The organism is Phenylobacterium sp., assembly GCF_044371015.1.
In the GTDB taxonomy this organism is placed as follows: Bacteria; Pseudomonadota; Alphaproteobacteria; order Caulobacterales; family Caulobacteraceae; genus Phenylobacterium.
The window spans coordinates 1-19,821 of sequence record NZ_JBILUK010000036.1 but is presented as its reverse complement, the minus strand read 5'-3'; the positions used below and the strand labels follow the sequence as shown (position 1 = coordinate 19,821).

Below are 19,821 nucleotides of genomic sequence, written 5' to 3'. Positions count from 1 at the left end.
AAGGCGGCTTCCACCGCTTCGCCCAGCGTGGATTTCAGGTCGCTCATGGGGTGGTCTGGCTGCCCGCCTGGCCGACATTGAGCCGGAAGCGTTTGCCCTCGCGGTTGAAGGCCGCCATCTGCGGCGTTACCTCAAAGCCGACCAGAACCTCGAAATTGGCTCCCGACGTGCCGATGCCGGCGCGCGGAATGGTGATCTCGCCGATCTCCTCGGTCAGGTAGAGGCGATCCTGCCCCTCGGGGAAGTTGACGTCGAGGTCGAAGGTCTCCTTGGCCAGCACCGAGCGGTTGCGGTCGGTCACGGCCACCCAATAGCGATAGGTCTTGCGACGGTTGTCGGCCTGCGGGCCCTTGCCCAGTTCGAACAGCACTTCCATCGTCACCTTGATCGGCTGGTCGTCCTTGTAGGCGCAGCCGGCCGAGACGCCCTGGATCTCGCCCGACCAGGTGACGGCCGAAGAGGCTTCGCGTCCGTCCTTGAACTCGATGAACCGCGACGCGTCATACAGCGACTTGACGAACGGGCAGGGCCCCGCGTTGCGCAGCTGCGGCAGCGGCGCCTGGACATCGCCCCACTCCTCGCGCTGGCGGCGCTTCTTGGCGGCCTCCTGCTCCTGCCGGCGCTGGTCGGCCTCTGGGTCGCGACCCTGGGCGTAGGCGAACTGGGGCAGGGCGGTCAGCGCCGACAGCACGGCGGCGGCGGCGAGCAGGGAACGGCGCATGGCGGGCGTCTCGAAACAGGTGACCGCGGGCAGCGGCGTGGAGGCCTGATTACAGCGGGACGATTGCGGCGGCAACGCGACTGGCGGGGGCGTCTCTGTCGCACTACCTTGCGGCCTATGCCCAGCCGTCCGCCGCTTACCGTGCTCCTCGCCAGTCCGCGCGGCTTTTGCGCCGGGGTGGACCGCGCCATCCAGATCGTCGAGCGCGCCATCGAGAAACACGGCGCCCCGGTCTATGTGCGCCACGAGATCGTCCACAACCGACATGTGGTGGATCGGCTGAAGGCCATGGGCGCGGTGTTCGTGGAGGAACTGTCCGAATGCCCGACGGACCGGCCGGTGGTGTTCTCGGCGCACGGCGTGCCCAAGGCGGTGCCGGCCGAGGCCCGGGCGCGGAAGATGATCTATCTCGACGCCACCTGTCCGCTGGTCTCCAAGGTGCATGTGGAGGCTGAGCGGCACTACGCCGCCGGCCGCGAGATCTTGCTGATCGGCCATGAAGGCCACCCTGAAGTGGTCGGCACCATGGGCCAGCTGCCGCAGGGCGCCGTGGCCCTGATCGAGACCGTGGCCGACGCCCAGGCCTTCCAGCCGCGCGACCCGGCCAACGTCGCCTTCGTCACCCAGACCACGCTCTCGGTGGACGACACGGCCGAGATCGTCGAGGCGCTGCGCACCCGTTTCCCGGCCATCGCTGCGCCGCATAAGGAAGACATCTGCTACGCCACCACCAATCGCCAGGAGGCGGTGAAGGCCATCGCCGCCCGCGCCGAGGTGCTGCTGGTGATCGGCAGCGCCAACTCCTCAAACTCGGTGCGTCTGGCCGAAGTCGGCCGTCGCGCCGGTGCGCGGGCCTATCTGATCGATGACGCCGGCTCTCTGGACCCGGCCTGGCTGGCGGGCGTCTCGACGGTCGGCGTCACGGCGGGCGCCTCGGCGCCGGAGGTTCTGGTCGAAGGCCTGATCGACCGTCTGGGCCAGGCCTTCGCCGTCACCGTCGAAGAGATCGACACCGCGCGGGAGACGGTCACCTTCAAGCTGCCTAGAGCCCTGGCGGGTTAGAGGGCGGCCCAAGGCGTCTTGACCCGCAATCCGCGGCGCCGCACTCCCCGCCCCATGGCGGTCTACACCGACATCTCCGACGACGAGCTGGCCAAGCTGCTGGCCGACTATGACCTGGGCCAGCCCCTGGCGTTCAAGGGTATTGCGGAAGGTGTTTCGAACTCGAACTTTCTCCTCGAAACCGAGGCCGGGCGCTTCATCCTGACGGTCTACGAGGCCCGCGTGGCGGTCGAGGATCTGCCGTTCTTCCTGGGCCTGATGCGCTGGCTGGCGGATCGCGGCTTCCCTTCGGCGGCGCCGGTGGCGGATCGGTCCGGCGCGGTGCTCAAGACCGTGCGCGGCAAGCCCTGCGCCATCGTGGCCTTTCTGCCGGGCCTCTCGGTGCGTCGTCCAACGGTCGCTCACTGTCGGGAAGCCGGCGAAGGGCTGGCGGCGCTGCATCGGGCCGCTGAGGGCTTCGGACTCCGTCGTGCGAATGATCTGGGTCAGGCGGCCTGGGCGCCGATGTTCGCTCCCCTCACCGAAGCGGCCGAGGGCCTGAAGCCGGGGCTGGCCGCCACCATCCGGGCCGACCTGGCGCGTCTGGCGGCGAACTGGCCCTCCGGTCTGCCGCAGGGCGTGATCCACGCGGACTACTTCCCCGACAACGTGTTCTTTCGCGCTGGACGGTTCGCCGGCGCTATAGACTTCTACTTCGCCTGTGAGGACGCCCTGGCCTACGACGTGGCCGTGGCGCTCAACGCTTGGTGCTTCGAGGCCGACGGCAGCTTCAACATCACCGCCGCCCGGGCCCTGGTCTCGGGCTATGAGGCGGTGCGCCCGCTGAGTGCGGCCGAGCGCGCGGCCCTGCCGGTGTTGGCCCACGGCGCGGCCATGCGCTTCTTCCTGACCCGGCTGCACGACTGGGGTGCGACGCCGGCCGGCGCGCTCGTCCGTCCCAAGGATCCGCTGGAATACGAGCGCAAGCTGGCCGTCCACCGTAGCGCGTCCGACCTCGTGCTGTTCGGGGATCCAGCGTGACGCCCAAGGTGGTGATCTACACCGACGGCGCCTGCTCCGGGAATCCAGGGCCGGGCGGCTGGGGCGCCATCATGATCCATGGCGAGACCCAGAAGGAGCTCTCCGGCGGCGAGCCCGCCACCACCAACAACCGCATGGAACTGATGGCCGCTATCCGGGCGCTGGAGGCCCTGACCAAGCCCTGCAAGGTCGAACTCCACACAGACAGCCAATATGTCCAGAAGGGCATCGGCGAGTGGATCCACGCCTGGAAGCGCCGGGGCTGGAAGACCGCCGACAACAAGCCGGTCAAGAACGACGACCTCTGGCGCCGGCTCGACGAGGCTCGGGCGCGGCATGATGTCAGCTGGCGGTGGGTTAAGGGCCATGCGGGCCATCCGCTCAATGAACGGGCTGACGCCCTTGCCCGCCAGGGCCTTGAGGATGCGCGCGCGAACCCCCAATTGATCGACGTCAATCATTCGATATCGAAATAGTTTCTTCAGAATCGAATGTGAGGCTGCATCGATTGTTAAGGAGGCCCGGCATGCCCGCCGTCATCGAGGAACATCCCGAGGTCCAGGTCTTTGACGAGATCAGCATGATCGAGCACGGGGTGCGCATGGCCGTCACTCGTGCGCTGCCGGTCGGGCTGACCTATCCGCAGTATGAGGTGCTCTCGCTGATCATGCGCCGAGGCGATGAACTTACTCCCGCCGCGATCTCCGAAGCCCTGAAAATGACGCCCGCAGCCATCACCCACACGCTCCAGCGACTGGAGGCCAACGCCCTGGTGTCGGTGGAGGGCTGCACTGTCGATCGGCGACGAAAGCTGGTCCGGATCACGTCGGGCGGGCGCGAAGCCTATGGTCGGGCCATGGCGGCGATCCGGCCCAAGGTGGAGAAGCTGCGCGAGGGCTTCACCCAACGCGAGTTCCGCGAGGCGCTGCCGTTCCTGCGCGCGCTTCGGGTCTGGATGGCCGAGGTCCCCTGAAGTTTTAGCCGACCGGGTCGGCTGGCGGGGTTGGCGGGGCTGGCGCGACCAGATAGCCGCGCTCGACCATGCGGCGCATGCCCTCATAGGCGGCGGTCAGCTCCTCGAAGGCCGCCCGCAATTGAGCGACGGCTTCGATCTGGTGGCCCGAAGGCGGCTGGCCGTTCTCAGTGGTGGCGAGCGCGCCCACAATCCAGCGGGCCCGGGCCATCGCGGTCGCCTGCGCCATACGCTGGAATGCCTCGATATCAACGCCGGCCAGCGCCGAACCCAGCAGTTTCTTGTTGGCCGCATAGGCCGTGACGTCAATCTGCTCCAACGCTCCTCGAAGCAGCCGCTGGGCCTTCGGGTCTGAATCCTCTTCCGGCTCGAAGTGGTCACTCGGTGCGCGCCGGGTTCCGACGACTCGGCTCATCACAGTCGCTCGCTGCAGCCGCCCGGAAATACAGGCGCGAACAAACTACAAGGCAAATGCCTAACGCTCCGTTGGTCTATCCCTGGGCTGCGGCCGCCAGCAGTTCCTGGCTCAGGCGCCCGCTCATGCCTTCGGTCGCGGTGTTCGTCATCAGCACGACGCTCAGTTCCTGCGCCGGATCGACGAACCAGCTATGGCCATAGACTCCGCCCCACAGCCAGCTACCCTGCGGCAGCGGCGATGCGGCCACCGACGCATCCGCGATCACTGCCCCGCCGAACCCGAAACCAACGCCCGGCCCGCTGGTCACGATCAGCAGGTCACCTGTCTGGTTGGTCATCATCGACCTGGCCGTCTCCGGCGCGACGACACCGCCGCCTCCAGTCCGAATGGCCTCCAGGAAGGCCAGGAAGTCGGGCGCCGAGCAGGCCATGCCCGCCCCGCCTGACGGGAAGGAGCCTGGGTCGAAAATCCGGTCCGGTGCAAAGCGGATGCCTGACAGGCCCGCGAAGGGCGCCACATGGGTCTCGCCCATGGGAACCGGCGGCGGCCCGTCGCCGTAGGCCCGCGCCAGCCGCGCGCGATCCGCCACATGGAAGCCAGTGTCGGCAAGTCCCAGCGGCCCGGTCACCCGCTCGGCCATGATGTCGTCCAGCGTCTTGCCCGCCGCCTGCTCCATGGCTGCGCCAAGCACGTCCATCGAGACCGAATAGAGCCAGGCCGCGCCGGGCGGGAAGATCAGGCCCGCCTCCGTGATCCGCCCGAGGTTCTCGGCGAACGAAAGACCCGGCTGATCCATGCCGTCGGATACGCCTAGTTTCCGATAGGGCCCGTCCTCGGGTTGCATGAAGCCATAGGAAAGGCCCGCCGTGTGGGTCAGCAGATGCCGGATGGTGATAGGCGGCTCCGCCTCGCCGAACTTGGGCCGGAAGTCGGGCAGAAAACGGGTCACCGGATCGTCGAAGCCCATCACGCCTGCGTCGACCAGCGCCAGCGCCGCCGCCGTCACCAGCGGCTTGGAGAGCGAGGCGGCGCGGAAGATCGCATCGCGCGTCATCGCCCGTCCGGCTTCGAGGTCGGCATGACCGGCGGCCCGCGCATAGGCCACCGCTCCGCCGCGCGCCACCAGCGCAACCGCGCCCGCCACTCGGCCCTCGGCCAGCGCCGAGTCAATGATGGGGTCCAGCTTCGCCGCCAGAGCGGCGTCGGGGCGGTCTGCGAGTGAGGGCATGGGATGTCTCGATTCCTGAGGGGCGGTGCGGCGGCGGCACGGTCGGCGGGCGCTGACGCGATGTCTAAGATCAGGTTACGGTCCGAGCGAACAGAGGATCAAGGATGCTCTACGTCATCGTGAAGGCCGCGCTCTCCGGCGTGATCATCGCCCTGGTTTCCGAAGCCGCTCGACGCAGTCCGGGCCTCGGCGCGCTGATCGCATCGCTTCCACTGGTTTCGATCCTTGGGATGATCTGGCTTTGGCGCGACACCGGCGAACCAGATCGACTTGCGGCCCACGCCGAGGCCACGTTTTGGCTGGTGCTGCCCTCGCTGCCGATGTTTCTGCTGGCGCCCTGGTTGCTAAGGCGCGGGCTTGATTTCTGGCTGGCCCTCGGCGCCGGTTGCTTGCTGACCGTGATCCTCTACCTGCTCATGCTCCAGCTTGGGCCGAGGGTTGGACTCAAGCTCTAGGGCCAGAATCCTGGAAGACCTCATTGGGCAGGTTCGGGAGACCACGATGTCCACACTGGATGAAGCCCGGTTGGCGGCCAGCGCCCATCAGGTGCTGGATGAGGCGATCGATCAGCGCCTGCCGGGTCTCTATCGCGGCAAGGTGCGGGACAACTACGACCTGCCGGACGGACGGCGCATCCTCGTCACCTCCGACCGGCTATCAGCCTTCGACCGGGTGCTCTGCTGCATTCCGTTCAAGGGCCAGGTGCTGAACGGCATCGCCCGTTGGGCCTTCGAGCGCACCGCCGACCTCTGCCCCAACCACGTGCTCGATTATCCTCACCCCAACATAGTGGTCGGCCGACGCCTACGGATCCTGCCGGTGGAGATCGTGGTGCGCGGTTATCTGGCCGGAACTACAAGCACCTCAGTCCTCACCCTCTACCGGGCCGGCCGCCGGCAGATGTACGGCCATCGGCTGCCTGATGGCCTGACCGACCACCAGGCGCTCGAGACCCCGATCATCACCCCGACCAGCAAGGCGGCCGACGGCGCGCACGATGAGCCGCTGACGGAGGACGAGATCCTGGCGCGCGGTCTGCTCTCTGAGGCCCAATGGCGACAAGTGAGCGAAGCCGCCCTGGCGCTCTTCGCCCGCGGCCAGGCCCTGGCGACGGAGCGCGGTCTGATCCTGGCCGATACCAAGTACGAGTTCGGTATCGACGCGGAGGGAACGCTCCGTCTCGCAGACGAGATCCACACGCCCGACTCCAGCCGCTACTGGAGCGCCGACACCTATGCGCAGCGCCTGGCCGCCGGCCAGTCGCCCGACAGCTTCGACAAGGACGTGATCCGCGCCTGGGTCGCCGCGCGTTGTGATCCCTACAAAGACCCGATTCCGGAGATCCCGGCGGCGCTGATCTGGAAGACCGCGCTGACCTACGTCGATGCCTACCAGCGCATAACCGGCCACACTTTCGACCCGCCCCGGCCCACGCCGCCAGTGCAAGAGCGGGTGATGGCGGCGTTGTCCGTGTTCGCTGGCTAGGTAGAGGCCTGGGCGGAGCCGATCCGGCGGAGAGGATCGGGGGCGACTTACCTATCCCCCGGCCTCAGCGGCTTGACGGAGGTCGATGACCTGCGTGGCGGCCCGAAGCGCAAATCGGGGACACGAACCTCGCAGCGCGCCTATTTCATGACCTCGCGTCAGATACCGCTCAGGAAGTCCCCGTCCCGGCATTGCCGACATTCCAACCGGTTGGGTCGTCGCCGCGTTCAGCAAACAGCGACGATTGTCGCGTCTTAATCCGGTCCGCCGACGCCGACGTCGGCAATCAGACCCTGGGGCGAAGGGCCCTGGGGCGAGGAGACCCGGTGGAAGCGCTTGAGGTCATCGCCGTTCCGCACTTCAATAAGGCCGATCTGGCTTGGCTGACTGACATACGGTCGCGCCGGGCAGGGAGCCGAGGCACGCCATATTTCACTCTGGTGTTCTCGAATTTCAGCATCCAGCAGGCGGCTTTCCTGAGGGCCGCGCGACTTTACACGAAGGATTGCCACGCCATCAGGTTCCGCCTGAGATCGGCTTTGGTGGTGCCTGAGCAGGCCATAGGCCGCTTCCACGTGTTTCTGATTCCGGATGAGGGCTTTGGCGCGATCCTCAAGCTGCACGATGCGCTGCATGCCGGGGTTTTGAGGGGCGCCCTGCGGCAGGACAGCCCCTATCTGCCACATGTGACCGTGGCGACCACGCGGGACTACTCCGAGGCCCGCGACCTGGCCCTGGCCTTGAACCAGGGCGGCATCGACATCCACGGACACATAGACTCCCTGCTGGTGGAAACCCGCAGCGGAGCGGATATCCACCTGCTTGCGGAGATCCAACTCTCGAAGGCCTCTTGGTTCGGCTGAGGCGGGCTGCCGATCACGCCTCAACGGGCCATGCAACCGCTCTGCCCCGACACACGTTTAGCTGGGCACGCGGCGCCGCCGCTTGAGGAGGCTCCCTATGTCAATTCTCGTGTTCGCCCTTTTGGTGCTGATTGTAGCGGCGTTGTTCACCTGGGCGGCGCAGAAGCTGCCGCTGCCTTCGCCCTTCGGCATGATCATCCAGGCGCTGATCCTAATCATCGCCGCCGTCGTGATCGCTCAGCGCGCCGGGCTGGTTTAGTGCACGTTCCAGGGGCGTCGCGCAATTGAGCCGGTATCCGGGAATACCGGGAAGCAATCGATGAATCCGGCGCCAGGGGCGCCATGTCCCTGTTCGGGCATCACGCCTCGCGGGGCGAGAGCGCGGTGGTGCACAGGTATCGTGTCACCAGCGCCCAAGGTCCCTAGGTACTGGTACCTAAGGGCCGTTCCGAAGTGTCGGTGCGAGACGGCGAGGCGTACCAACGATCCTGTCGAACCTAGGCTGGCGAAAGTCTTCGCACAGCGCCCGACTGGCGCACTGAACTCGACCTGATGCGCCTGAGCGCCCCAGGCGACGCTCCGGTTGCGTCTGAATTTCAAGGAGGTTGCCATGCAAGCGACGATGGAACGCGCTTTGACCGAAGCGACGATACGCGCCAGCACCTATGCTACGATCCTGATCCATGTTGAGCCGGGCGTGAATTCATCCCATCGGGTCGAAGTCGCTGCGCAACTGTCGCAAAGTCTGAATGCCCATCTGATCGGCCTGGGCGCCGAGACCTTTGACCCTGGTCCTTACACGTCGGGCGCTTTCATGACCTACAGTGGCGCTGAGTTCGCCGGACTCGTGCAGAAGCAGATCTCCCGGAACCTAGAGGCCGCCGAGGCCGCGTTCCGCCGTGACGCCGCCGGTGCTGACATCGAATGGCGTATGATCCAGACGTATCCCCATCAGGCGCTCGCCTCCATGGCGCGGGCCGTCGACCTGATCGTGGTCAGCCCAAAGAGCGAGCGCGGCGACCTGGTGTCAGCCGATCCGGCGGAGGTGCTGATGACCGCTGGTCGACCGCTGCTGATTGTTCCCGCCACGCGCAGTCAGCTGATGGGCGATACGGTCCTAGTGGCCTGGAAGAACACGCGGGAGTGCCGCCGGGCGCTCACTGACGCCATGCCGTTCCTGCAACGCGCAGACAAGGTCGTGGTCAACGCGATCGTCGATCCGGACGCTGCGGCCGTCGCGGCCGTCGAACTTGATGATGTGGTCGCCAATCTGAGACGTCATGACGTCCACGCCGTGCCGTTGATGACAACCACCAAGACCGACGCGGTCGAGCGAGAATTGGAGAGGATCGCCGAGCAAATCGGCGCCGATCTGATCGTCGCCGGCGGGTACGGACATAGCCGCCTGCGCGAGTGGGCGTTTGGCGGCGTTACGGAAAGCTTCCTCCGCCGGCCCGGCTGCTTTGTCCTCCTGAGTCACTGACTTTGTCGACCCAAACGGGGCGGGAGTCTGATGGCTCCCACCGTCAAAGGAGTCTACCGATGGTCCCAATCTATTCTCACTGCGGCGGTCTCACATTGAGCCCTCCAGCAGGCGTCGTTCGTCTTGGCGGGTCAGCGCCATGATCGCCGCCACATCATGGGCCCGACTCGTCGGCTTGGCCGCCTTGATCGGCGTCGCCGGACTCGCCTTGAGCGCATGTGCTACCGATACCGCAGCGCCCAGGGCTGCGACACGATCCGCGGATTTCTCGCTTCCCAGCCTTGATCCCCAGCAGCAAAGGGGGCGCGATTTCGCCGTCCGTCGTTGCTCGGGCTGCCACACGGTCGGCCTGGACGATGGCGGAGCCAGTGACGGGCCGGCCTTCTATCGACTGGCGCGGCGCTACAACCCGATCGCACTTGAACGGCGGTTCGCCGAGATCTCCGCGCACGGCGTCGAGAGCATGCCGGCGATCACCTTCACCACTGCCGAGGCTGCTGACCTCATCGCCTATTTTGATAGCCTGCAGGGAAACTGAATGTTTAGCGCCGCCTGACGTACGGGGAATCGGGAACGGCTTGGTTCAATCCGCGCCTGCAAACGGAATGGTGGAGCGCGCCTCGCGCACCCGTCTGGCGTCCTCGGGCAAAGGGGTCGATACTGACCGTCTGGCGGGCGGGAGAACACCGGTTTTGCGGGACGGCATCGAACAGGCGGCGTGGGAGAGCCATCGCCCCAAGCTCACCTATCCTTTCGACCAGGCGCCCAAGGCCGGCGAGGCGGTTGACATCGCACCGGGGGTGAAGTGGCTGCGCATGCCGCTCGGCGGCTCGCTGGCCTGGATCAATGTCTGGGCCATCGCCGACGGCGACGGTTGGGCTATTGTCGACACCGGGATCGGCGGGGCTGAAACCCGCAACGCCTGGCGGGCGGCGCTGAAGGGTCCGCTCGAGGGCAAGCCCGTGACCCGCGTCTTTGTCACCCATATGCATCCCGACCACATCGGCATGTCGGGCTATCTGACCCGCAAGTTCGACGCGCGCCTCTGGATCACCCGGCTGGAGTTCATGACCTGCCGCTCGCTCGCCGCCGATACCGGCCGGGAGGCCCCGCAGGACGCCATCGACTTCTTCCGCGCCACGGGTTGGGACGAAGAAGCGCTGGAGACCTATCGCGCACGCTTCGGCGGCTTTGGTCGCGGCATGTACGCACTGCCCGACAGCTACCGCCGCCTGACCGATGGCGACGAAATCATGATCGGCGACCACATGTGGCGGATCGTGGTCGGCTCGGGCCACAGCCCGGAGCACGCCTGCCTCTATTGCCCGGACCTCAAGCTGATGATCTCGGGCGATCAGGTGCTGCCCAAGATTTCCTCCAATGTCTCGGTGTTCCCCACCGAGCCGGACGGCGACCCGCTCACCGACTGGCTGACCTCGCTGGCGGCAATCAGGACCCGCATCCCCGACGATGTGTTGGTGCTGCCGGCCCACAACGATCCATTCTTCGGCCTTCATGCCCGGCTGGACCATCTGATCGGCGGTCATGAGCGCGGCCTCCTCCGGCTGCGGGCGTTTCTCACCGAGCCCAAGCGCGTGGTGGATGTGTTTTCCGTGTTGTTCCGTCGCCGCATCGACGAGGGCCTTCTAGGTCTCGCCACCGGCGAGAGCCTGGCCCACCTCAATTGTCTGATCGCGCGGGGCGAGGCGGTGCGCGAGCGCGACCCCAACGGCGTCGACTGGTACCGCGCGGCGGCCTAAAGGCTTACGCGGTAAACTCGCGAAGGAGAGCGTCCGTGACCGACCAGGTCCTCATAGATCTCACCGGCGGCGTGCTGACGCTGACCCTGAACCGCCCAGGGAAGAAGAACGCGCTTTCGGGTGAGATGTACGAGGCCCTCGGCGACGCCATCAACGGCGCTAACACCAACCCGGCCGTGCGTTGCATCCTGATCCAGGCCAATGGCGACATGTTCACCGCCGGCAATGACCTGAGCTCCTTCCAGGCCGCTAACGCCGGGGCGCCGGAGCCAGGCGGCGAGCGTCGCAGCGGCAGCGCGCTGATCAATGCCCTGGCCCGCGCGGAAAAGCCCGTGGTCGCCGCCGTCAACGGCCGGGCGGTGGGCGTTGGAACCACCATGTTGCTCCACTGCGACCTCGTGTTCCTGGCCGACGACGCGCTGCTGACCACGCCCTTCGTGAATCTGGCCCTTGTGCCTGAAGCCGCGTCGTCGATCCTGCTTCCGGCCCGGATTGGCCATGCCCGCGCCTTCGCCATGTTCGTGCTGGGTGAGGCGGTAGACGCCCACAAGGCCGAAGCCTGGGGCATCGCTAATGCGGTCGTTCCGGCCGGAGATCTACGCGCCCAGGCGCGCGCCGCCGCCGATGCGGTCGCCGCCCGGCCACCGGCCGCTGTGACCATCACCAAGTCGCTGACGCGTGAGACCGCGCGTCTCGCCCAGCGGATCCAGGACGAGGGCGTTCACTTCGCCGCTCAGCTGAAATCCGCCGAGGCCGCCGAAGCTTTCGCGGCGTTCCGCGAAAAGCGCCAACCTGACTTCTCAAAGGTTTCCTGACATGACCGACCGCATCACCTCAGCCTTCGGCCTCCGCTCGACGGCGCGTGAAGTGGCCGCCGGCCATGATCTCTCCGGCCGCGCAGTCATCGTCACCGGCGGGGCATCGGGCATCGGGGTCGAGACGGCCCGCGCCTTGGCCGAGGCCGGGGCCGACGTGACGCTTGCCGTCCGCAACGCCGAGGCCGGAGCCGCTACCAAGGCGGAGATTGAAAAAACCGCACCGGGCCGGGTCAGCGTCGGCCATCTGGACCTCGCCGATCTCTCGACAGTCGCCGCCTTTGCCTCGGCCTGGGGCGACAAGCCACTGGATATCCTGATCAACAACGCCGGCGTCATGGCCTGTCCGCTGACCTACACCGCCCAGGACCTGGAGATGCAGATCGGCGCCAATCACTTCGGCCACTACCTGCTGACCTTGGGTCTGGCCCGGGCGCTTATGAACGGCGCCGAGGAGGGTCGCGCCGCGCGCGTGGTCTCGCTGTCGTCCATCGGTCATCGCAGGGGCGGGGTGAACTTCGACGACATCCACTATCGCAACCGGCCTTACGACAAGTGGGAATCCTACGGACAGGCCAAGACTGCCAATTCGCTGTTCGCCGTGGGCTTCCACGCCCGCTTCGCTGACCTGGGCGTGACCGCCAACGCGGTGATGCCGGGTGGCATCCGCACTCCGCTGCAGCGCCACCTGCCGGTCGAAGAGATGATCGCCTTCGGTTGGATTGACGCGGAGGGCAACGTCAATCCGCGCTTCAAGTCGACCGAGCAGGGCGCTTCCACCAGCGTCTGGGCGGCCCTCGCCCCGGAGCTGGAAGGCGTCGGCGGACTCTATCTGGAGAACTGCGCCCAAGCCGAGCCGTGGACGGAAGCCAGTCCCTTTGATGGCGTGCTGCCCCACGCGCTGGATCCGGAAGGCGCCGAACGGCTTTGGGCGGTCTCGGAGGAGACCACTGGCGCTCGGGTCTGACGGGCCATGGCGGAGGATGTCAGGGTCCGGCCCGCGACGGCGGATGACGCCGCTCTGATACTGGCGTTCATCCAGGCCCTGGCCGACTACGAGAAGCTGACGCACGAGGCCCGAGCCACGCTTGGGGACATCCGTCGTGACCTGTTCGGACCCAATCCGCGCGCCTTCTCCGACATCGTCGAGATCGCGGGCGCGCCGGTCGGCTTCGCGCTCTGGTTCTACAACTACTCGACGTTCCGGGGTCGCGCCGGCATCTGGCTGGAGGACCTGTTCGTGAATCCCGAGGCGCGAGGAAGGGGCGCCGGCAAGGCGCTGCTGGCAGGCCTTGCCCGTCGCTGCGCGTCTGAGGACTTGGCGCGGCTGGAGTGGTCGGTGCTCGACTGGAACGCGCCCTCCATCGCCTTCTACGATTCGCTGGGAGCCCTGACGATGAATGAGTGGACCACCCGCCGGATGGAAGGCGAGGCTCTGCAGAGGCTCGCGGCCGGATGAGCGCCCCGCCCAAATCCGTGCTGGAGGTGAGCGCCGACGAGGTGCGGGCTATCCGCGCCGCCGTACGCGCCGCCGATCCGGGAAGCCTGGCGCCGGGCCGGGCCATCGCCGGCCCCGAGCATGTGGATGGCCTGCTCGAACTGCTTTCCGACCCGCGGGTCTCAGATCCCATCTATGATTTGCCTCGCCCGTTCACCCGCGAGAACATCGCCGCATGGGTGGCGCAAGGACTGGCCGAACGGGCTGCCGGTGAGGGCCTGCTGATGGTCTCGCTGGATGAAGCGGGCCATGTGGCCGGCTACTCCAAGGTCACGATCTGGCCGGATCGGTCGGCCGCCGAACTGGGCGGAGCCATGCGGGCAGACCTGCAGAACACGGGACGCGGAGGGGAGGGGATGGCGCGCAGTTTCGGCTGGATCTTCGCGACCCTTGGCGTGCGGATGATGTGCCTCACCGCCGCTCTCGATAACATCCGCGTCCAGAAGGGCATCGATCGGGCCGGGTTTGTCCGGATGGGCGAACGCGACGCCGTTCGGTCCGATGGTTCGATCCGCCGCTCGGTCTATTGGGAGATCACCGCTGAGCAGTGGGCGGCCCGCTACGCGCCTTGAAGTCTCAGGCCGCCCAGGCGGCGGCAAATCGTCTCAACAGCGCCAGGGCAGCGCTGTCGGCGACGCCCGGCCCGGCGGCCGCCAGGCGGATGTAAAGCCGGCCCTTGGGCCGCTTGCCCCGGGCCGGCAGGCCCTCGCCGTCCACGCTGGTCAGCCCGCGCTCCGCCGCCTTGGCGTCGATCCAGACGCTGCGCGTTCCGAGCGGCGTCTCCACTCGGATACGCCCGCCCTCGCGTAGCACGCCCGGCGCCACCTTGGCGGTTATCCAGACGTCGTCGCCGCGCACCAGCACGCCGTCCTCGGCGCGAATATAGACCCGAAGTTCAGCCCCAGCCGCCCGCACCCGATCTCCCGCCCGCAGGCCAGGCGGCAGGGTGATCCGGATGCGGCGACCGTCCGCCAGTTCGTGATCCACCTCTCCGCCGTCGAGTGCGAGACGGGGCGTGATCTCCAGGTCCGGAGGGAATGCGCCGCGCGGCCGGAGCGGTGCATGGGTGAGGGCCGGATCACGTGGATCCTGCAAGACGCGATAGGCATCAACGACCTGCCGGAACGCGCCTTCGTCGCCCCCGGCGTCCGGGTGGGCGCGTTTGGCTGCGACCCGATAGGCGCGACGCAGCTCAGCGGCGGTCGACGACGAGCTAACGCCCAGCACCTCGCGGGCGTCTTTTGGCGACATGTTCGGTGTGGGCCGACTCATGAGCGCCGAGGCTAGGCGCCGCCGTTTGAACACGTGGTTAAGCCTCGCGCGACGCCCTGACGGCGCGCTATAGGGCGTCTCGTGACTGACAAACCCACCATCCCCGCCTCGCCCAGTGAGGACGAGTATGTCCGCCAGGTGACCGCCGCCGAGCCGCCGCCGTTGCTGGCCGAGCGCGATCCCTTCGAGCTGTTCGGCGAGTGGTTCGCCGAAGCGGTGAAGAAGGAGGTCAACGACGGCAACGCCATGGCGCTAGCCACCGTCGACGCCGACGGCCTGCCCGATGTGCGCATGGTGCTGCTCAAGGATGTCGATGCGTCGGGCTTCGCTTTCTACACCAACCTCGAGAGCGACAAGGGCCGCCAGCTCGAGACCCACCCAAAGGCGGCCCTGCTGTTCCACTGGAAGTCGCTGCGCCGCCAGGTGCGGGTGCGCGGAACCGTAACGCCCACCACCCCGGAGGAGGCCGACGCGTACTTCGCCACCCGAGCGCGCCCTGCCCAGATCGGCGCCTGGGCCAGCGCGCAGTCTCGGCCGTTGCCGGACCGGCTGGCGCTGGAGAAGAAGATCGCCGAGGTCGGCTTGCGCTTCGGCCTGGGCCGGGTCACCCGCCCGCCGCATTGGTCAGGCTTCCGTCTAAGGCCTCAGAGTTTCGAGTTCTGGCGCGACCGGCCGTTCCGCCTGCATGAGCGGCTGGTGTTCGACCGCGGAGAGTCGGGTTCGGGCGAGGGCTGGACGACCCGCCGGCTGTTCCCTTGAGCGGCTCGCTCTCGCCGCTGGAGGCGGAGATCCTGGCCTGGCTCTCAGGGCAGGCCGAGCGCGTGATCGATACAGCCTGCGCCCACGTAGCGCTCACGCCCGAAGTCGCCTGGAAGATGAAGAGGCATGCCGATCTGGGTTATGCCGACTTTTCCACGCTGGATCGGCGCAAGTGGGCGCTGGACCGGGAACTGGAGTTCAACAGGCCGGGCGCCCCAGACATCTACCGCGGGGTTCGGAGGATCACCCGAACAATAGACGGTGGGCTGGTCTTCGACGGAACGGGCGAAACCCTCGATTACCTTCTAGAGATGCGCCGGTTCGACGAGGGCGCGGTGCTGTCGGCGATTCCCGAGGCGGTGGATGGCCCGCTGGCCGAGGCGATGGGCCGGATGATCGCGCGCCAGCACGCCACAGCCCCGCTGCGCCCGGAGGGCGGACTGGCCTCTCTGGCTTATACGGTCGGCTCCAACGCCCGCCTGTTGCGCCAGACCTGCGAAGGCCTCGACGCGCGGCAGGTCGAGACGCTGGTCGAACTCACCGAACTGGAGCTGGAAACCCAGGCCGCGCGCCTCGCGCATCGCTCGGCCATCGGCTACGCCCGCCGCTGTCATGGCGACCTGCACCTGGGCAACATCCTGCTCGAGGCAGGTCGGCCGGTGCCCTTCGACTGCATCGAGTTCGACGATCTGCTCTCGGACATAGACGTTCAGTACGATCTTGCCTTCCTGCTGATGGACTTGGTCTTCCGGGGGCGCGGTGAAGCGGCCGCCCGCGCCCTGTCCGCCTGGCTCGACGAGTCGGCGCGAGCTTTCCGCGACGGACTGCATGACGGCTTGGCTGCCCTGCCCCTGATGCTCTCGGTTCGAGCCGCGGTGCGCGCGCACGTGGCCGCCCACTCGAACGATCCGGCGCTGGCCCGCGCCTATGTCGAGGCGGCGATCAACCACCTTTCGCCGCGGCCACCGATGCTGACCGCGGTCGGCGGGCTCTCAGGATCGGGCAAGACGACCTTCGCGCGCCTGGCCGCGCCGATCCTGGGCGCGGCGCCAGGCGCGGTCGTGTTGCGCACCGATGAAGTGCGTAAGCGCCTGGCGCGGGTCGGACCAACTGACCCTCTCCCGCCCGCAGCCTACGCCCCGGAGGCCCAGGCCTTGGCCTATTCCCGGATGCTGGACGAGGCGCAGGCGCTGCTGGCTGCGGGGCGCGCCGTGATACTTGACGCGACCTTCCTCGACCACGCGCTGCAAGGGCGCGCCCAGGCCCTGGCGGCCGAGGCCGGCGTGCCCTTCAAGGGCGCCTGGATGACCGCGCCGCTGGCGGTGCTGGAGGCCCGGGTTGCGACCCGGACGGGCGACGCCTCCGACGCGACCGTCGAGGTTCTAAGGGGCCAGGCTGAGCGCGCCGAGCCGCCCGCCGGCTGGCTTCCCATCGACGCAACGGCGCCACTGGGTGAGCAGGCGGAGATCTGGGCCTGGGCCTAGCCGACACATTGACGGCCGGTTCCCGCCTTGCCGTGGCCGCTCGGCGCCGTAGGCTGTTCCCAACCACCAAGAGGAACCGCCATGCGACTGAGCAAGCCCAGGATCCCGCCGCTGGCGGACGCCGACATGACCGCCGACCAGCTCGCAGCCGTGGAGCCTTTGCGAAGCGGCAAGCTCGGGGTGCTCAACATCTTCCGCACGCTCGCCCACGCGCCCAAGGCGCTCGACAGGTTCAATACCTGGGGCGGCTATGTGTTGTCGCGCCGCAACGACCTGCCGGCGCGGGAGAGGGAGATCGTGATCCTGCGGGTCGGCTATCTCTGCAAGTCCGGCTACGAGTTTACCCAGCACACCCGCATCGGGCTGGATTCCGGCCTGACGGCGGCTGAGATCGAGGCCATCAAGCGGGGCGCCGACGCCGGATGGAGCGCCGGCGACGCCGCCCTGATCCGGGCGACCGACGAGTTGCATAAGGATCACTTCATCAGCGACGCGACCTGGGCTGAACTCGGCCGTCACTTCACCACCAAGCAGTGCATGGACGTGGTCTTCACCACCGGCCAGTACACTCAGGTGTCGATGATCCTGAACAGCTTCGGCGTTCAGCTCGACGCCGGCCAGACCCTCGACCCCGAGCTGAAGGGGTACTGAGGTGGCCGGGCGGCTCGAGGGCAAGGCCTGCCTGATCACCGGAGCCGGTCAGACGCTCGGCAGCACGCTTGGCAACGGCCGGGCCATGGCGCTTCTGTTCGCCCGTGAGGGCGGTCGCGTGCTGTGCGTGGATCGGATCGCCGAGCGCGCCGAAGAGACCGCCGCCATGATCGCCGAGGCCGGAGGCGAGGCGCATGCCTTCACCGTCGACGTCAGCCGCGCTGCGCAGTGCCAGGCCATGGTGGCTCATGCGCTCGCCCAGTTCGGTCGGCTCGACATCCTGGTCAACAACGTGGGGATCGGTGGCGGTGACGGACCGGTCCACAAGCTGGAGGAGGGGGCCTTCGACCGCATCCTGTCCGTCAACTTGAAGGGCGCCTGGCTCGCCACCCGGGCGGCGCTCGCGCCGATGCGCGACCAGCGGTTGGGCTCCATCGTCAACATCTCCTCGCTGGCGGCCGAGGGTGGGGGCATCCAGCTTGCCTATGAGGTCTCCAAGGCGGCGGTGAACCGGCTCACCACCTCCACAGCCCAATCCCAGGCCCGTTACGGTGTCCGTTGCAACGCCGTGCAGCCGGGGCTGATGGATACGCCCATGGCGGTGGCCGGCATCGCGGCCGCCTCCGGTCGTTCCGAGGCCGAGGTGCGGGCCGAACGCGACGCCCGGGTGCCGCTTGGCGGCAAGATGGGCACGGCGTGGGACACCGCCCATGCCGCCCTGTTCCTGGCCTCGGACGAAGCGCGGTTCATCACCGGCGCTATCCTGCCCGTCGATGGCGGCATGGGCGTCCGCATCGGGTGACGAGCTTCCCGACCACGCACTACGGCGTCCCGTTGGAATTCGCGATCTTCGCCGCCATGCTGGCGGGCGTGGCGCTGTTCCATCGGCGGGCATTCTCCATCGCGCTGACCGGCCTTGTCGTGGTTCTGCTGTTCCAAGGGACGGTGGGCGCCTTCCCCGCCGGCGAGGGACTGGGCGCGCTGGCCGCCCACGCCGCCCACGAATGGGTGATCCTGGCCAACCTTATGCTGCTGCTGGTTGGCTTCGAGCTGCTCTCCAACCAGTTCGAGCAGTCTAACCTGCCTGGCCACATGCCAGGGCTGCTGCCTGACAACTGGACCGGCGGCGTGGCGCTGCTGGCCGTCGTGTTCGGCCTCTCGGCCTTCCTCGACAACATCGCCGCCGCTGTAATCGGGGGTGTGATGGCGCGCCACGTCTATCGCGGCCGGGTAGGCGTCGGCTTCCTGGCCGCCATCGTGGCCAGCGCCAACGCTGGCGGCGCGGGCAGCGTGATCGGCGACACCACCACCACCATGATGTGGCTGAACGGCGTTTCCCCTTTGACCGTGCTGGCGGCCTATGTCCCGGCCGGGGTGGCCTTCGCCGTGGTGGCGGTGTTCGCAGCCCGCGCGCAACAGCGGCTGCAGCCCATTCAGGTCGACGGCGAGCCTGGCCCCCCGCTGGTCTGGCGACGCGTGGTCATCGTGGCGGTGATCCTGGGCGCGGCGATCGCCGCCAACATCACGGCCAACCGGCTGGACAATCCGCCGTCCGATGCGCCCTGGCTTGGGCTGGCCGTGTGGGCCGCGATCCTGGCCACCGCGCCCTTCGCCCGGCCGGACTGGGCGCTAGTCCGCCCGGCCGCCAAGGGCGCCCTGTTCCTGGTCTCACTGGTGGCGACAGCCTCTCTGATGCCGGTCGATGCGCTGCCCCCGCCCAGTTGGGTCAGCACGCTGGGTCTGGGCTTCCTGTCGGCTGTGTTCGACAATATTCCGCTGACGGCGCTGGCGCTGGAGCAGGGTGGTTATGACTGGGCGTTCCTGGCCTATGCCGTCGGCTTCGGCGGGTCGATGATCTGGTTCGGTTCCTCCGCCGGGGTGGCGTTGACGACGATCTATCCTCAGGGACGTTCCGTCGTCGCCTGGGTTCGGCAGGGCTGGTTTGTGCCGGTGGGCTATGTGGCGGGCTATGCTGTCGCCATGCTGATCCTGGGCTGGAGGCCCGTCTGATGCCGGTATCCCCCGCCTATCGCCCTGCCCCCCGTTTCCCGGACCTCGGCGCCGAGTTCGCCGACCCCGTGGCGGCGGCGGACTTCCCCAAGACCTTGCTCCGGTTCCGCAATGATCGGGCGGCCCGGACCGTGGGCTTGGAGACGCTCTCGAACGACGAGTGGACGGCGCACTTCGGCCGCTTCCAACCGCTGCCGGACAACCTCGACCCACCCTTGGCGCTGCGCTACCACGGCCATCAGTTCCGCAGCTACAACCCCGACCTGGGCGATGGGCGCGGCTTCCTGTTCGCCCAGCTTCGTGAGGCCGGGACGGATCG

Annotated in this window: 25 protein-coding genes; 21 read left to right on the top strand and 4 right to left on the bottom strand. The window is 67.7% G+C overall.

The features are described 5' to 3' along the window. Positions 1 to 43: 43 nt before the first annotated feature. Positions 44 to 721: a Tat pathway signal sequence domain protein gene (locus ACIQ3R_RS05205; protein WP_397415881.1), complete on the bottom strand. Its 678-nt coding sequence runs from the start codon at positions 719 to 721 to the stop codon at positions 44 to 46. Positions 722 to 838: 117 nt separating this feature from the next. Between ACIQ3R_RS05205 and ispH the strand changes: the two genes are divergently transcribed. The 4 genes from ispH to ACIQ3R_RS05185 are packed head-to-tail and all read left to right on the top strand — an operon-like array spanning position 839 to position 3,776. Beyond that, the gene (ispH, locus tag ACIQ3R_RS05200) at positions 839 to 1,783 is read left to right on the top strand and encodes a 4-hydroxy-3-methylbut-2-enyl diphosphate reductase (RefSeq protein WP_397415879.1); all 945 of its coding nucleotides are present in this window, start codon (positions 839 to 841) and stop codon (positions 1,781 to 1,783) included. A 54-nt stretch (positions 1,784 to 1,837) separates the two neighbouring features. After that, positions 1,838 to 2,803 carry a homoserine kinase gene (thrB, locus tag ACIQ3R_RS05195; RefSeq protein ID WP_397415877.1) on the top strand — a complete coding sequence of 322 codons (966 nt, stop codon included), beginning with the start codon at positions 1,838 to 1,840 and terminating at the stop codon, positions 2,801 to 2,803. Continuing rightward, positions 2,800 to 3,279 carry a ribonuclease HI gene (gene rnhA, locus ACIQ3R_RS05190; RefSeq protein ID WP_397415875.1) on the top strand — a complete coding sequence of 160 codons (480 nt, stop codon included), beginning with the start codon at positions 2,800 to 2,802 and terminating at the stop codon, positions 3,277 to 3,279. The genes thrB and rnhA overlap by 4 nt, the downstream gene beginning before the upstream one ends. A 50-nt stretch (positions 3,280 to 3,329) precedes the next feature. Then, positions 3,330 to 3,776, top strand: a complete 447-nt coding sequence (locus tag ACIQ3R_RS05185; RefSeq protein ID WP_397415873.1) for a MarR family winged helix-turn-helix transcriptional regulator — start codon at positions 3,330 to 3,332, stop codon at positions 3,774 to 3,776. Positions 3,777 to 3,780: 4 nt separating this feature from the next. On the opposite strand, the gene ACIQ3R_RS05180 is transcribed toward ACIQ3R_RS05185, so the two are convergent. Both ACIQ3R_RS05180 and ACIQ3R_RS05175 read right to left on the bottom strand, forming a co-directional pair. Then, complete coding sequence (locus ACIQ3R_RS05180; protein WP_397415871.1) at positions 3,781 to 4,191, bottom strand: hypothetical protein; 411 nt, start codon at positions 4,189 to 4,191, stop codon at positions 3,781 to 3,783. A gap of 76 nt (positions 4,192 to 4,267) precedes the next feature. Next, entirely contained in the window at positions 4,268 to 5,422 is a 1,155-nt protein-coding gene (locus tag ACIQ3R_RS05175; RefSeq protein WP_397415869.1) for a serine hydrolase domain-containing protein, read from the bottom strand. Between the two features lie 104 nt (positions 5,423 to 5,526). Between ACIQ3R_RS05175 and ACIQ3R_RS05170 the strand changes: the two genes are divergently transcribed. From ACIQ3R_RS05170 to ACIQ3R_RS05120, 11 genes are all read left to right on the top strand, one after another. Further along, complete coding sequence (locus tag ACIQ3R_RS05170; RefSeq protein WP_397415867.1) at positions 5,527 to 5,877, top strand: DUF3147 family protein; 351 nt, start codon at positions 5,527 to 5,529, stop codon at positions 5,875 to 5,877. Between the two features lie 46 nt (positions 5,878 to 5,923). Further along, on the top strand, positions 5,924 to 6,907 hold the full coding sequence (locus tag ACIQ3R_RS05165; protein WP_397415865.1) for a phosphoribosylaminoimidazolesuccinocarboxamide synthase: 984 nt from the start codon (positions 5,924 to 5,926) through the stop codon (positions 6,905 to 6,907). Between the two features lie 326 nt (positions 6,908 to 7,233). Continuing rightward, positions 7,234 to 7,770 carry a 2'-5' RNA ligase family protein gene (locus tag ACIQ3R_RS05160; RefSeq protein ID WP_397415863.1) on the top strand — a complete coding sequence of 179 codons (537 nt, stop codon included), beginning with the start codon at positions 7,234 to 7,236 and terminating at the stop codon, positions 7,768 to 7,770. Positions 7,771 to 7,867: 97 nt separating this feature from the next. After that, the gene (locus ACIQ3R_RS05155) at positions 7,868 to 8,029 is read left to right on the top strand and encodes a hypothetical protein (RefSeq protein ID WP_397415861.1); all 162 of its coding nucleotides are present in this window, start codon (positions 7,868 to 7,870) and stop codon (positions 8,027 to 8,029) included. A 324-nt stretch (positions 8,030 to 8,353) separates the two neighbouring features. Further along, on the top strand, positions 8,354 to 9,253 hold the full coding sequence (locus tag ACIQ3R_RS05150) for a universal stress protein (protein WP_397415859.1): 900 nt from the start codon (positions 8,354 to 8,356) through the stop codon (positions 9,251 to 9,253). Between the two features lie 139 nt (positions 9,254 to 9,392). Next, on the top strand, positions 9,393 to 9,791 hold the full coding sequence (locus tag ACIQ3R_RS05145; protein WP_397415857.1) for a c-type cytochrome: 399 nt from the start codon (positions 9,393 to 9,395) through the stop codon (positions 9,789 to 9,791). 154 nt (positions 9,792 to 9,945) lie between these two features. Beyond that, a complete protein-coding gene (locus ACIQ3R_RS05140) occupies positions 9,946 to 11,013 on the top strand; it encodes an MBL fold metallo-hydrolase (RefSeq protein WP_397415855.1) in 1,068 nt (355 codons plus the stop codon). Between the two features lie 35 nt (positions 11,014 to 11,048). Further along, complete coding sequence (locus ACIQ3R_RS05135; protein ID WP_397415853.1) at positions 11,049 to 11,828, top strand: enoyl-CoA hydratase-related protein; 780 nt, start codon at positions 11,049 to 11,051, stop codon at positions 11,826 to 11,828. Between the two features lies 1 nt (position 11,829). Further along, entirely contained in the window at positions 11,830 to 12,795 is a 966-nt protein-coding gene (locus ACIQ3R_RS05130) for an oxidoreductase (RefSeq protein ID WP_397415850.1), read from the top strand. A 6-nt stretch (positions 12,796 to 12,801) separates the two neighbouring features. Then, positions 12,802 to 13,287 carry a GNAT family N-acetyltransferase gene (locus ACIQ3R_RS05125; protein ID WP_397415848.1) on the top strand — a complete coding sequence of 162 codons (486 nt, stop codon included), beginning with the start codon at positions 12,802 to 12,804 and terminating at the stop codon, positions 13,285 to 13,287. Then, positions 13,284 to 13,898, top strand: coding sequence for a GNAT family N-acetyltransferase (locus tag ACIQ3R_RS05120; protein ID WP_397415845.1), 615 nt, complete (start codon positions 13,284 to 13,286; stop codon positions 13,896 to 13,898). Before ACIQ3R_RS05125 ends, ACIQ3R_RS05120 begins: the two co-directional genes overlap by 4 nt. Before the next feature lie 4 nt (positions 13,899 to 13,902). On the opposite strand, the gene ACIQ3R_RS05115 is transcribed toward ACIQ3R_RS05120, so the two are convergent. Continuing rightward, positions 13,903 to 14,577 carry a DnaJ domain-containing protein gene (locus ACIQ3R_RS05115; protein ID WP_397415843.1) on the bottom strand — a complete coding sequence of 225 codons (675 nt, stop codon included), beginning with the start codon at positions 14,575 to 14,577 and terminating at the stop codon, positions 13,903 to 13,905. 102 nt (positions 14,578 to 14,679) lie between these two features. On the opposite strand from ACIQ3R_RS05115, the gene pdxH reads away from it, so the two are divergent. The 6 genes from pdxH to ACIQ3R_RS05085 all read left to right on the top strand — a co-directional run. Further along, positions 14,680 to 15,357 carry a pyridoxamine 5'-phosphate oxidase gene (gene pdxH, locus ACIQ3R_RS05110; RefSeq protein WP_397415841.1) on the top strand — a complete coding sequence of 226 codons (678 nt, stop codon included), beginning with the start codon at positions 14,680 to 14,682 and terminating at the stop codon, positions 15,355 to 15,357. Beyond that, on the top strand, positions 15,354 to 16,841 hold the full coding sequence (locus ACIQ3R_RS05105) for an AAA family ATPase (RefSeq protein ID WP_397415839.1): 1,488 nt from the start codon (positions 15,354 to 15,356) through the stop codon (positions 16,839 to 16,841). Before pdxH ends, ACIQ3R_RS05105 begins: the two co-directional genes overlap by 4 nt. 81 nt (positions 16,842 to 16,922) lie before the next feature. Then, a complete protein-coding gene (locus tag ACIQ3R_RS05100) occupies positions 16,923 to 17,492 on the top strand; it encodes a carboxymuconolactone decarboxylase family protein (protein ID WP_397415837.1) in 570 nt (189 codons plus the stop codon). A 1-nt stretch (position 17,493) separates the two neighbouring features. Beyond that, the gene (locus ACIQ3R_RS05095; RefSeq protein WP_397415835.1) at positions 17,494 to 18,294 is read left to right on the top strand and encodes an SDR family NAD(P)-dependent oxidoreductase; all 801 of its coding nucleotides are present in this window, start codon (positions 17,494 to 17,496) and stop codon (positions 18,292 to 18,294) included. Further along, complete coding sequence (locus ACIQ3R_RS05090) at positions 18,291 to 19,502, top strand: hypothetical protein (protein ID WP_397415833.1); 1,212 nt, start codon at positions 18,291 to 18,293, stop codon at positions 19,500 to 19,502. The genes ACIQ3R_RS05095 and ACIQ3R_RS05090 overlap by 4 nt, the downstream gene beginning before the upstream one ends. Next, the coding region (locus ACIQ3R_RS05085) for a protein adenylyltransferase SelO family protein (protein ID WP_397415830.1) at positions 19,502 to 19,821 on the top strand (320 nt) is incomplete at its 3' end. The genes ACIQ3R_RS05090 and ACIQ3R_RS05085, both read left to right, overlap by 1 nt.